Source organism: Comamonas koreensis (genome assembly GCF_021026195.1).
Taxonomy (GTDB): domain Bacteria; phylum Pseudomonadota; class Gammaproteobacteria; order Burkholderiales; family Burkholderiaceae_C; genus Comamonas; species Comamonas koreensis.
This window is the reverse complement of record NZ_JAJNCT010000007.1, coordinates 129,723-141,609: the sequence shown is the minus strand read 5'-3', so window position 1 is coordinate 141,609 and position 11,887 is coordinate 129,723. Positions and strand designations below refer to the sequence as shown.

9 protein-coding genes are annotated in these 11,887 nt (G+C 63.3%); 2 read left to right on the top strand and 7 right to left on the bottom strand.

The features are described 5' to 3' along the window. Nucleotides 1-45: 45 nt before the first annotated feature. The gene (locus LPW39_RS07725) at nt 46-981 is read right to left on the bottom strand and encodes a hypothetical protein (protein ID WP_230773147.1); all 936 of its coding nucleotides are present in this window, start codon (nt 979-981) and stop codon (nt 46-48) included. 139 nt (nt 982-1,120) lie between these two features. After that, nucleotides 1,121-2,332 (bottom strand): ABC transporter substrate-binding protein, encoded by a 1,212-nt coding sequence (locus LPW39_RS07720; protein WP_230773146.1) that lies wholly within the window; start codon nt 2,330-2,332, stop codon nt 1,121-1,123. A gap of 199 nt (nt 2,333-2,531) precedes the next feature. On the opposite strand from LPW39_RS07720, the gene LPW39_RS07715 reads away from it, so the two are divergent. Then, complete coding sequence (locus tag LPW39_RS07715) at nt 2,532-2,810, top strand: hypothetical protein (protein WP_230773141.1); 279 nt, start codon at nt 2,532-2,534, stop codon at nt 2,808-2,810. Beyond that, nucleotides 2,794-4,830 (top strand): VC_2705 family sodium/solute symporter, encoded by a 2,037-nt coding sequence (locus LPW39_RS07710; RefSeq protein WP_230773138.1) that lies wholly within the window; start codon nt 2,794-2,796, stop codon nt 4,828-4,830. The genes LPW39_RS07715 and LPW39_RS07710 overlap by 17 nt, the downstream gene beginning before the upstream one ends. A 99-nt stretch (nt 4,831-4,929) precedes the next feature. Here the strand turns inward: LPW39_RS07710 and LPW39_RS07705 are convergent, their stop codons facing one another. The 5 genes from LPW39_RS07705 to dnaG form a co-directional block, all read right to left on the bottom strand. Beyond that, nucleotides 4,930-5,283, bottom strand: a complete 354-nt coding sequence (locus tag LPW39_RS07705; RefSeq protein ID WP_133858562.1) for an FKBP-type peptidyl-prolyl cis-trans isomerase — start codon at nt 5,281-5,283, stop codon at nt 4,930-4,932. A 112-nt stretch (nt 5,284-5,395) separates the two neighbouring features. Beyond that, the gene (locus LPW39_RS07700) at nt 5,396-5,701 is read right to left on the bottom strand and encodes a winged helix-turn-helix transcriptional regulator (protein ID WP_027010615.1); all 306 of its coding nucleotides are present in this window, start codon (nt 5,699-5,701) and stop codon (nt 5,396-5,398) included. Between the two features lie 285 nt (nt 5,702-5,986). After that, complete coding sequence (fdhD, locus tag LPW39_RS07695; protein ID WP_230773137.1) at nt 5,987-6,817, bottom strand: formate dehydrogenase accessory sulfurtransferase FdhD; 831 nt, start codon at nt 6,815-6,817, stop codon at nt 5,987-5,989. Nucleotides 6,818-6,929: 112 nt separating this feature from the next. Further along, nucleotides 6,930-9,425, bottom strand: a complete 2,496-nt coding sequence (gene rpoD / locus LPW39_RS07690) for an RNA polymerase sigma factor RpoD (RefSeq protein WP_230773135.1) — start codon at nt 9,423-9,425, stop codon at nt 6,930-6,932. 352 nt (nt 9,426-9,777) lie between these two features. After that, nucleotides 9,778-11,841, bottom strand: coding sequence for a DNA primase (gene dnaG, locus LPW39_RS07685; RefSeq protein ID WP_230773134.1), 2,064 nt, complete (start codon nt 11,839-11,841; stop codon nt 9,778-9,780). Between the last annotated feature and the right edge of the window lie 46 nt (nt 11,842-11,887).

Sequence of the window (11,887 nt, the reverse complement as noted above, 5' to 3'; positions counted from 1 at the left end):
GAAAATCGCACGCCGCAGCACGCCTTTGGCTGCGTCGGCAGGCCGTCAATAGGCAGGCGGATCAGGTACATAGCCAGAGGGCGATGCCGGAAAAGGGCGGGGCGCCGGCTGCACAGCGGGCTGCGGTGCGCGGATGACGCCCTGGGCCACCAGGTTGGCATAGCTGTCGTAGCGGATGCGGATGATCTGCGCCGGGCTGCTGCTGGCGCTGTGGAACTCCGTGGTCCGCGTGACGGAGCGCTCCAGTGCGCCATGGCCGGTGCCCAGGCGCGGCGCCACCGGTGCCGGGGCAGCGGGTGCGGCGGTTTGGCGGGATTCTGCAGCGACCGAGGCATTGGGCGCGGCAGCGGCGGCAGGGCTGGAAGGTGGTGGCATGGCGTGCGCTGCGCTGTCGGCGCTGCTGGCCTCGGCGGCCGGTGCCGAGCTTTTTTGCGCCTCGCGGTTGCGCAGGATGGGGGGCTGGGGCTGGGGTTCGCGCTCGCGGAACACCGCCACCCCAATCACGCCGATATCGCGGGGCCGGCCGGTGCGTGCGGCGTACGAGTCTTCGCTGTGCGAGAAGTAGAAGGCGGCCACCTGCTGGTCGCTCTTGCGCCAGCCGGAGATGGCCCATTGCTGGCGGCTGCCCAGCACATAGCCGTCGTCGGGCACGGCAGCCGCCGCCTGGCCGCTGATGGCGTTGATGCCATCAATGCTGAGCACGGCGAGGATGCGGCCCCGGCTGCGGTTCTTGATATCGACGGCATAGCTGCTGCCCGGCTGGCCTGCCACCCAGTACTCGCCCAGGTGGTAGTACAGAGGCAGGCGCTGGCCACTGCTGCGGTCGATGATCTGCACATCGGCCAGCTGGCTGGCCTGCGCGGGCAGGCCGCCCACCAGGCTGCCAGCAAGCAGGGCGAGTGACGCCAGGGCTTTGATGCCGAGGCGCTGGTGTAGGCAAGCGGAGAAGAACGCAGAAACAGGCGCAGAGGGGGCGTGCATGGCAGGGCTTTGCAGAAGTGGTGGTCTGCCCTGAATCGCGCCATCCGCCCGCAAGGGGTTAAAGGGCGCAGCACCCAATCGTATTTATTTGTAAGCCGCACGGGCAGGCGCCCACCACACGCTTGCCTGGCAACTGTGCTTACTTCTGTGTGACCAGTGAGCAGGTGCTCTTGGACAGCGGCTGGAAGGCCTGCTCGCCCGGGATGGTGTCCAGGATCTTGTAGTAGTCCCAGGGGCCCTTGGATTCCTTGGGTGTCTTCATCTGCACCAGGAACATGTCATGCACCATGCGGCCATCTTCGCGCACATAGCCGTTCTGCGAAAACATGTCGTTGATCTTCATGGTCTTGAGCTGCTTGGTCACGGTCAGACCTTCGTCGGTGCCGGCCGCCTCGATGGCCTTGAGGTACTGGGTGACGGCCGAGTAGACGCTGGCCTGGTTCATCGAGGGCATCTTCTTCATGCGGCCCTGGTATTTTTTGGACCACTCGCGCGAGGCATCGTTGCGGTCCCAGTAGAACGCGGTCGCGAAGGTGAGGCCCTGGCCCAGCTCCAGCCCCATCGCATGGGCATCGTTGATGTAGATGAGCTGGGGCACAAAGGTGAGGTTCTTGGTCATGCCGAACTCGCGCGCCGTCTTGATGGAGTTGACGGTGTCCTGCGTGGCATTGGCCAGTGCAATCACCTGGGCCTTGCTGGCCTGGGCCTGCATCATGAAGGACGAGAAATCGCTGGCATTGAAGGGGTGGTAGACGGTGCCCAGCACCTTGCCGCCACCTTCCTTGACGAAGTCGGTGACGGTGGCTGCCGTCACCTTGCCATAGGCGTAGTCAACGGCCACGATGTACCAGTCCTTCTTGCCCTGGGCCAGGATACTTTGCACCGCGGACTTGCCCAGCGAGTACGAATCCACCGTGTAGTGGACCGATGTGGGGCCGCAGAATTCATTGGTCAGCCCGGTGGACAGCGCGCCCGTGCTGATGGCGACCTTGCCTCGCTCCTTGGCCATCGTGAACACCGCACCGGCGATGGCCGAGTTGTTGATGTCGACGATCATGTCCACGCCTTCGGCATCCCACCACTGGCGCGCCTTGGTGCCGCCGATATCGGCCTTGTTCTGGTGGTCGGCAAAAACCACTTCTACTGGCTTGCCCAGCACCTTGCCGCCAAAGTCCTCGACCGCCATCTTGGCCGCTTCCACCGAGCCTTTGCCGCCCGAGTCTGCGTACTGGCCCGACATGTCGCTGAGCACGCCGATCTTGACCTTGTCATCGGAGATGCCGGCGGCCTGGACGGCCAGGGTGGCGCATGCCAGCAAGCTGGCAGCAGCGGTGGATGTGCGAAGGGTCATGCTTGTCTCCTGTCTGTTTTTGTCATCAACGGTCGGTGCCCGGCCTGGCAGCTGCCTGGCCCTGGCCTCGTCAGGAATTATCAAAAGCGTGCAGGCGGTCCATTACCGTGCTTCCCCTAGGGCGCTGGGCAAAGCAGTCCCATCTGCGACAAAATGCAAGAATGATGGCTCTTACTGTCCCATCGCTTGAAAGGCCCCGATGGATCCCACGCCCGCCCAGTCTGCTCCTTTTGAGACCATGCCGCTCAACGCGATGAAGCTGTTGGTCTTGCTGGTGCTTGTGCTCAGCACCTTTGGCGGCTTGTACTGGGCGCCCGAGATTGATGCCCTCTGGGGCAATGGCACGGCCTATCTGTACGGCGCATCGGTGCTGCCCGTGCTGTATGTGCTGCTGGTCGCCGGCTATGCCTTGTACATGCACCACCACCCAGAGAAGGATGTGCAGGTTGCCCGCACCGACCATGGCACGAAACCATAAGTTCTTTGTGCTGTACCTGCTGGGCCTGGGCTGCTTCATCGGCCTGGTCGCCTGGGCCGAGCGCGCAGGTCTGTCGCGCCAGTGGATCGGCCCGCTGTTTCTGTTTGTGCCGGTGATGATGTATGCGGCCATTGGCGTCTGGGGGCGCACGGCCGATTCGGAGGAGTACTACGTGGCCGGGCGGCGCATACCGCCGGTCTACAACGGCATGGCCACAGCGGCGGACTGGATGAGCGCGGCCTCGTTTTTGTCGCTCTCGGGCGCGCTCTATCTGCAGGGCTTTGCCGGCACCAGCCAGCAAGCGGGGGGCTTGGCCTATTTGCTGGGCTGGAGCGGTGGCTTTGTGCTGGTGGCGCTGCTGATTGCGCCGCAGCTGCGGGCGCTCAATCTCTACACCTTGCCCGATTTTTTCCAGCTGCGCTATGGCGGGCGTTGGCCGCGCGTGATTGCTGCAGTTGCTGCAGTGATGTGCTCGTTTTCCTATGTGGTGGCGCAGATCTATGCGGTGGGCCTGATCGCCTCGCGGCTCACCGGGGTGCAGTTCGAGATCGGCATCATGCTGGGCCTGGGCGGTGTGCTGGTCTGCTCCTTTTTGGGCGGCATGCGGGCCATCACCTGGACCCAGGTGGCGCAGTACGTGATGATCCTGCTGGCCTTTCTGATTCCGGTATCGTGGCTGGCCTACCAGCGCCTGGGCAACCCGGTTGCTGCCGTGGCCTACACCCAGGACCTGGGCAAGATCGCCGAATATGAAAAGGGCCTGCTGAGCGATACGGCCGAGCGCGATGTGGAGCTGGTGTATTTGCAAAAGGGCATGCTGTATGAATCGCGGCTGCGCAATATCCCCGCCGCACTGGAGGCTGAGCGTACCCGCCTGCAGGAGAAGGTGCAGCAGCTGCGCATCAGCAATGCGGATCTGAACCTGGTGCTGGCTGCAGGGCGGGAGCTGGCGGCTCTGCCAAAGGACGAGCTCAGCGCGCGTGAGCTCTGGACTGCCGCGATGCGCGAGAACTATGCGCGCGCCCAGCCGCTGGGTGGCATGCCGCAGCACACCTTGCCTTATGCGCCGATGCTGGGGTCGGAGCAAAGCGCGCAGGAGCAGGAGAGCCTGTCGCGGCGTAACTTCATGGCGCTGATGTTTTGCCTGATGCTGGGCACCGCCGGCCTGCCGCATTTGCTGACCCGCTATTACACCTTGCCCAGCCCTGCGGCGGCGCGCAGTTCGGTGGTCTGGACCCTGTTCTTTGTGGTGCTGCTCTACACCAGTGCGCCGGGGCTCGCTGCCCTCGTCAAGCTGGAGGTGATGCAGAGCCTGGTGGGCAGCCATTTCGATGCTTTGCCGGCCTGGATCGCACAGTGGACGCGCATGGACAATGCCCTGCTGTCGATCGAGGATGTGAATGGCGACGGCATTGTGCAGTGGGGCGAAATCCATCTGGGCGCGGACCTGATCATGCTGGCCACGCCCGAGCTGGGCGGTCTGCCGTTTGTGGTCTCCGGGCTGGTAGCGGCCGGGGGGCTGGCCGCTGCGCTATCCACCGCCGATGGCCTGCTGCTGACCATCAGCAATGCGCTGGTGCGTGATCTCTACCTGGTCGAGCGGGGCAAGTCGGTCACGCCGCAGCAGCGCGTGATTTTGTCCAAGTTCACCTTGCTGCTGGTGGCGCTGGCGGCGGCAGCCGTCGCTTCGGTGCGCAGCTCCGGTATTCTGGTGCTGGTGTCGGCCTCGTTCTCGATTGCTGCTGCGGCTTTTGTGCCGGCCATGCTGCTGGGCCTGTACTGGCGCGGCGCGACACGGCAGGGCGCTGTGTGCGGCATGGCGGCAGGCCTGGGCATCACCTTGTACTACATGGTCGTCAACATGCCGATCAACAGCCTGGCGCCCGGCGCGCAGGCCTCTGCCCATCTGTGGTGGGGCATTCAGCCCACGTTGGCAGCGGTGTTTGGTGTGCCGCTGGGCGTGTTGGTGACCTGGGCCGTGAGTTGCTGCACCCGGCAGTCCTTGCCTCTGGCCAAATAAGCATTAATCGTTCGGGTCTGGACATAAAAAACTGCACAGGCATGGTCGCCATGTGCAGTATTTTATGGAAGAGGTTCAAGGCCAGCAGGCCTGTGCGCCTTAGACCTTCAGCAGTTCCACATCGAACTTGAGGGTGGCGTTGGGAGGAATCACGCCGCCTGCGCCGCGTGCACCATAGCCCAGCTCAGCGGGGATGATCAGGGTGCGCTTGCCGCCCACCTTCATGCCTTGCACGCCTTCGTCCCAGCCCTTGATGACCATGCCTGCGCCCAGTGGGAACACGAAGGGGTCATTGCGGTCCTTGCTGGAGTCGAACTTGGCCCCTTGCTCACCGTTGTTGTAGAGCCAGCCGGTGTAGTGCACGGTGACTTGCTTGCCCTTGGCCGCTTCGGCGCCGGTGCCAACTTCCGTGTCTTCGTACTGCAGGCCCGATGGGGTGGTGACGGTGGTCATGTGATTCCTTTGTGAGTGCTTTGCTACCAGCTGCGATCATACCCGCCTCGCAAACACAGAGCCCGCACAAGGCGGGCTCAGGGGGCCAAAAAGGCGAGGGTGGGGCTGGAATTTACTTCTTGGTCTGTGCCGCCACCCAGCGTGTGGCAAAGGCCTGTACATCGGACAGGCGCTTGAGCAGGTCCTGCCCCGATGGCGTGACGGTGTAGCCGTCGCTGTTGTGGTCGAGGAAACCGGCCTCGCGCAGCTCCTTGATGCGGGTGTTGAGCGTGTTGGGCGTAATGCCACCCACGCTGTCCTGCAGCAAGCGGAAGGTCTGGGGATGCCCGTCACGCAATGCCCAGAGCACACGCAAAGCGTAGCGGCATTCCAACCGCTCGAAGAGCTGGTTGATAGCGGTGTTTTCCTTGGCGCTCATGTAAGGGTCTCCTTGCGCTGTGTTGAGGAGCGAGGTCCAGGCCTTCGCATGCAAATCCACTGAGAGGGTGCGATCGGCGTCGCGGCAACATCTGCTACAAGTTTAATAGCTCTTCATCGGCGATGTATAGGCGCAGCTGCCGATTGGGCGCAGGCGGCAGCGGAAGTGTTGTTCAATTGCTACGGTTTTTGAGTGTGCAATCCCCGTCCCAAAGGCGCTGCAGCGCAAAAGTGGCCCCTTGGCGCAGCGCGTTCCGAGCCCCGTTTTGCAGGGCATGGACGCCTGTCAGTGGGCGCTGTAGCGCACCATGCGCGGGCCCCGGCACAGGCCAAACAGGCGCATGCCGGCCTGGTTGGCCACCTGGATGGCCAAGCTGGTGGGCGCCGAGATGGTGGCCAGCACCGGCAAGCCCATGCGCGCGCATTTGCGCACCAGCTCGTAGCTGGCGCGGCTGGTCATCACCACAAAGCCGGGCTGACCCAGCATCTGCTGCTGCGCCATATGGCCCAGCAGCTTGTCGAGCGCATTGTGTCGGCCCACATCCTCCAGCGCGACCAGCAACTGCCCGGACGGCGTGGCCCAGCCGGCGGCATGCACCGCGCCGGCCTGCTGGTTGAGCAACTGCAGCTGGGGCAGCTGAGAAAACGCGGTCTGCAAGGCTTCCAGGTCCAGCTGGCTCGCCCAATCAGCCAAGTCGGGCAAAGGCTCGGGCACCAGGTCCAGCGCGTCCATCGAATCAATGCCGCAGATGCCGCAGCCCGTGCGGCCGGTGAGGGCGCGGCGCCGTTCCTTGAGGCGTACAAAGCAGCGGCTGGCGATCTGCATCTCGACGCTGATGCCCGGTGCCTCCGGGTCCGTGCCGCAGGGCGCCAGCGGCTGCACCTCGATGCCATAGCAGTCTGCCGCCTGGTCGATGATGCCTTCGGACAGCGCAAAACCCAGTGCAAATACTTCCAGGTCCTGGGGGCTGCACATCATCACCGCATGCGAGATGCCGTTGAACACCAGCGCCACCGGCACTTCGGCCGCAATCGCATCCAGGCGCGAGACCGAGGCCTCCGGCGTGATCACGGTGGCGGGCAGTTGCTGGACGGCGCGGGGCAGATCGGAAGACATGGCGCTGATTGTGACGCAAAGCGAATGCCGGCGTTGGGGCCTGGGCAGGCGCACCAAAAACAAACCCCGCCGAGGCGGGGTCTGCAGGCAAGACCAGGTCTTGAAAAGTCGCTTAGATGAAGCTGCGCAGCTTGTCCGAGCGGCTGGGGTGCTTGAGCTTGCGCAGCGCCTTGGCTTCGATCTGGCGGATGCGCTCGCGCGTCACGTCAAATTGCTTGCCCACTTCTTCCAGCGTGTGGTCGGTGGACATTTCAATACCGAAGCGCATGCGCAGCACCTTGGCTTCGCGCGGGGTCAGGCCATCGAGGATGTCCTTGACCACATCGCGCAGGCCGGCCTGCATCGCGGCATCGACCGGGGCAGTGTTGGCGCTGTCTTCGATGAAGTCACCCAGGTGGCTGTCGTCATCATCACCGATCGGCGTTTCCATCGAGATCGGCTCTTTGGCGATCTTCATGATCTTGCGGATCTTGTCTTCCGGGATCTCCATCTTCTCGGCCAGGATGGAGGCATCAGGCTCAAAGCCGAACTCTTGCAAGTGCTGGCGGCTGATGCGGTTCATCTTGTTGATGGTCTCGATCATGTGCACCGGAATACGGATGGTACGAGCCTGGTCCGCAATCGAGCGCGTGATCGCCTGGCGAATCCACCAGGTTGCATAGGTCGAGAACTTGTAGCCGCGGCGGTATTCGAACTTGTCCACGGCCTTCATCAGACCGATGTTGCCTTCCTGGATCAGATCGAGGAACTGCAGCCCCCGGTTGGTGTACTTCTTGGCAATCGAGATCACCAGGCGCAAGTTCGCCTCGATCATTTCCTTCTTGGCATTGCGCGAGGCGCGCTCGCCGTCGTTCATGCGCTTGTTGATGAGCTTGAGCTCATCGAGCGGCACGACGACGCGGGCTTGCAGGTCGATCAGGTTCTGCTGCAGCTCCTGCACCGGCGGGATATTGCGGCCCATGATGGCGCTCCAGCTGTTGCCCGCTTGCGCTTCCTTCTCGATCCATTGCAGGTTGAGCAGGTTGGCAGGGAACAGTTGGATGAACTTCTCTTGGGGCAGGCCGCACTTCTCGACAATGATCTTGCGCAGGGCACGCTCTTTCTGGCGCACGCTGTCGACCTGCTCGCGCAGCATGTCGCAGAGCTTTTCAATGGTCTTGGCGGTAAAGCGGATGGTCATCAGCTCGGCCGACAACTGGTCCTGCACCTTGGTGTACTGGGGCGAGCCGTAGCCGCTCTTGTCATAGGCGGCGTGCAATTGCTCGAACAGCGACTGCAGCTTGGCAAAGCGCGACAGCGCCTCGTTCTTCAGCTCTTCGAGCTTCTTGGTCAGCGCCTTGGAGCCGCCCTTGCCGTCGTCGTCGTCTTCCTCGTCGTACTCGTCGAAGTCTTCTTCAGCGACGTAGTCGTCGTTTTCGTCGGCGTCGGAGAAGCCGTCCACCACGGTGGAGATGACAACCTTGCCCTCACGGATCTCTTCGCCCATCGCCAGAATCTCAGCAATGGTGGCGGGCGATGCGCTGATGGCCAGCATCATGTCCTGCAGGCCGCCTTCGATGCGCTTGGCGATTTCGATTTCGCCTTCGCGGGTCAGCAGCTCGACCGTGCCCATTTCACGCATGTACATGCGGACGGGGTCGGTGGTGCGGCCGAACTCGGAGTCCACCGTCGACAAAGCCGCTTCGGCTTCTTCTTCGGCTTCTTCTTCAGTGGTGGCGGACTGGCCGGTGTTGTTGAGCAGCAGAGTCTCTGCGTCAGGCGTCTGTTCGTAGACGGCCACGCCCATGTCGTTCAACATGGAGATCACCACTTCCAGCGTCTCGGCATCGACCAGCTTGTCGGGCAAGTGGTCGGAGATTTCGGCATTGGTCAGGTAGCCACGGGTCTTGCCCAGCTTGATCAGCGCCTTCAGGCGCTGACGGCGGGTGGACATTTCCTCTTCGGTCAGTACGGCTTCGTCGAGGCCGAATTCCTTCATCAAGGCGCGTTCCTTGGCCTTGGAAACCTTCATGCGCAGCGGCTTGACCTTCTCGGTCGGTGCATCCGACGAAGGGGTCGAGGTTTCTACGACTTCTTCGCTGTCGCCCGCGATGTCCTCTTCGCTGTCGCCCGCGATGTCCTCTTCGATGTCCGAGAAATCGGTATCGTCGATATCTTCATCGCCCTTGTCCTTGGCTTTGGCCTTGGATGTCTTGGCGGCAGCGGTCTTGCGCGACGCCTTGGGCTTGTCTTCTTCGGCCTTGGCGGTCTTGGCCTTGGCTGCAGTCTTGGTGGCGGCCTTGGCCTTCACCGGGGTCTCTTCATCGGCGGCTTCGCTTTTCTTGGCGGCACGCTTTTTGGGGGCACCTGCGTTGAGCAGGGCATCGGCTGCCTTGAGCAGTTCGGCCTGGGACAGGCGTTGTTTTTCGGACACGGAGCTAACCTTCTTCGTCGCTGCCTTGGCTGGGGTGGGCGCAGCACTGGCTTTTACGGTTTTGCCTGCTGCAGCAGTAGCGCGCTTGGCCGCCGGTTTGGCGGCAGGGCTGGCTGCTGTAGCTTTGGCACTTTTGGCCGCGCTGGTGGTAGGGGACGACTTGACGGACGACTTCGCGGACTTTGTAGCTGGCATGGACACCCTCAGAGCAAAGAGAACACACAAAGAAAACTGGCAAGCGCCATCACCGGCGCATGAAAACTGCAGTGGTCAATCACCACAGAACTGTGGCGGCCAACGCGGCTGCACGAGGCGCTAAGCCTCAAGGCAAGATGTGGGGGCGAACATTTGGAATGCAGTCCTTGCGGTATTTTGGGCACTTGCGCTGGTGGCAAATCGCATGATCCTTCATGCGGGCCCGGTCCGGAGGTGCTGCTGTCGCTCTTGCCGATGTGTCAAATATTATACCTTTTTGCCCAATGTCAAGGGCCTGTACGGCAATCGGGACAAATATTTTTATATGCCCCCTGGCTATTTGGAACTCTGCCTATTTGTTGACCTGGCGTTTGAGCAGGCCGATACGGTGGAAATTGCTCTGGTAGCGGCGCAGCGCCTGCGGGTCGGAGGCCTGGCTGACCAACTGGCGGTTTTGCTCTTCGAGCTGGTCGAGCACGATGCGGCTGAGCGAGTCGCGCAGCTCGGCACGGATCTCGTCGAGCGGGCCGTCGATCTGCGCGTGCTGGCCCCGCATCAGTTCGGTGGCAAAGACCTCGATGGCATGGCCGCGCATATGCTCGCGCAGCACTGCCCAGGATTGGGCGCCATGGGCCAGAAACTGCTGCTCCACCCAGGCAAACAGCGGGCCGTGGGGGGCCGGCAACTGGGCCAAGGTGGCGGCATCTTCGGGCGAGAAATTCTCCAGAAAGGCCATGTGCGACAGCAGCAGGCGCGCGGCCTGGTCTTCGCGGGTCACCGCCACACTGGGCATCGGCGGTTGCGGCTCGGGCCGGGCCTGCCAGCCGCCTTTGCGGCCGCCCTGGCCCGGGCGCCATTCGCCGCTGCGCTTGGTGTAGCCGTTGCCGCCGCCATGGGGGCTGCGCGGCTCGCCAAAGCTTTCGTTGCGCTGGCCGGGGTAGCGGTCCATGGCGGTGTCGCCGCCCCAGGGCGGCGCATCGCCATAGGCGGGCATGCTGTCGGTACCCGTCTGCGGGGCATCCCAGGCGGGGGCATGGCGTGGCCCGCTGCTGGCCGCTGCCTGGCTGCCACCGCCTTGGCGGGCCTGCTCCTGGGCCGTGGTCTTTTGCCACAGGCCTTCCAGCTCGGCTGCGGGCAACTGGGCCTTGTCGGCGATCTCGCCAAGCAGCTGGCGCTTGAGGGCGCCATCGGGCAGCAGGTTCCAGAGCGGGCGCGCGTTGCTGGACATGCGTGCCCGACCCTCGGCCTGGCCCAGGTCGCAGAGCTCGCTGGCCGCTTCGAGCAGGAAGCGCGACAGCGGCGTGGCGTCATGCACATGGCGGGCAAAGGCGTCGGCGCCGTACTCGCGCACAAAGCTGTCCGGATCATGCTCGGCTGGCAGAAACAGAAACTTGATGCTGCGCGTGTCGCTGGCGTAGGGCAGTGCGCCGTCCAGTGCCTTGCGGGCGGCGCGGCGGCCGGCGGCATCGCCGTCAAAGCTGAAGACCACGGTATCGGTAAAGCGGAACAGCTTGTGCACATGGTCAGGCGTGCAGGCGGTGCCCAAGGTGGCGACCGCATTCGGAAAGCCCAGTTGAGCCAGCGCCACCACATCCATGTAGCCTTCGGTCACCAGCACATAGCCATGCTCGCGGATGGCGGTGCGGGCCTCGAACAGGCCATAGAGCTCGCGGCCCTTGTGGAAGACCGGGGTTTCGGGCGAGTTCAGGTACTTGGGCTTTTCATCGCCAAATACCCGGCCGCCAAAGCCAATGCATTCGCCCTTGATATTGCGGATCGGGAACATCACCCGGTCACGAAAGCGGTCGTAGCGTTTGCCTTCGCCGTCGTCGGATTCAATCACCAGGCCACATTCGACCAGCTTGGCATCGTCATAGGCGGGGAAGATGCTGGCGAGGCTGCGCCAGCCTTCGGGCGCATAGCCCAGGCCAAAGCGCTTGGCGGTGATGCCGCTGACGCCCCGGCCCTTGAGGTAGGCGATCGCCTTGGGCGATTGCGACAGCTGCTTGCGGTAGGCGTCTCCGGCTTTTTCGAGCAGATCGGTGAGCGAGGCCTGTTTTTCGCGCGCCTGCGCGGCGCGCTCGCGCTGCTGGGGCGATACATCGTCCTCGGGCACCGGCAGGCCCACGCTCTGGGCCAGATCGGTCACCGCTTCGCGAAAGCCCATGCCGGTGTGGTCCATCAGAAAACCGATGGCATTGCCGTTTTTGCCACAGCCAAAGCAGTGGTAGAACTGCTTGGACGGGCTGACGCTGAAGGAGGGCGATTTCTCACCATGGAAAGGGCACAGCCCCATGAGGTTGGCGCCGCCTTTTTTCAGCTGCACATAGCGGCCGACCACGTCGACAACGTCGACGCGGGAGAGCAGCTCCTGGATAAATGACTGGGGAATGGACACCCGGCTATTGTCGCGCATGCCGGGCTGCGCCGCCGCAGCGCCACCCCAATCTGCCCCTGGTCAA

Bases quoted from the DNA above. Each gene is read 5' to 3' on its own strand.
- dnaG (WP_230773134.1), bottom strand. From the start codon at position 11,841: ATGCGCGACAATAGCCGGGTGTCCATTCCCCAGTCATTTATCCAGGAG.
- LPW39_RS07705 (WP_133858562.1), bottom strand. From the start codon at position 5,283: ATGACCACCGTCACCACCCCATCGGGCCTGCAGTACGAAGACACGGAA.
- LPW39_RS07715 (WP_230773141.1), top strand. From the start codon at position 2,532: ATGGATCCCACGCCCGCCCAGTCTGCTCCTTTTGAGACCATGCCGCTC.
- fdhD (WP_230773137.1), bottom strand. From the start codon at position 6,817: ATGTCTTCCGATCTGCCCCGCGCCGTCCAGCAACTGCCCGCCACCGTG.
- LPW39_RS07720 (WP_230773146.1), bottom strand. From the start codon at position 2,332: ATGACCCTTCGCACATCCACCGCTGCTGCCAGCTTGCTGGCATGCGCC.
- LPW39_RS07725 (WP_230773147.1), bottom strand. From the start codon at position 981: ATGCACGCCCCCTCTGCGCCTGTTTCTGCGTTCTTCTCCGCTTGCCTA.
- LPW39_RS07710 (WP_230773138.1), top strand. From the start codon at position 2,794: ATGGCACGAAACCATAAGTTCTTTGTGCTGTACCTGCTGGGCCTGGGC.
- rpoD (WP_230773135.1), bottom strand. From the start codon at position 9,425: ATGCCAGCTACAAAGTCCGCGAAGTCGTCCGTCAAGTCGTCCCCTACC.
- LPW39_RS07700 (WP_027010615.1), bottom strand. From the start codon at position 5,701: ATGAGCGCCAAGGAAAACACCGCTATCAACCAGCTCTTCGAGCGGTTG.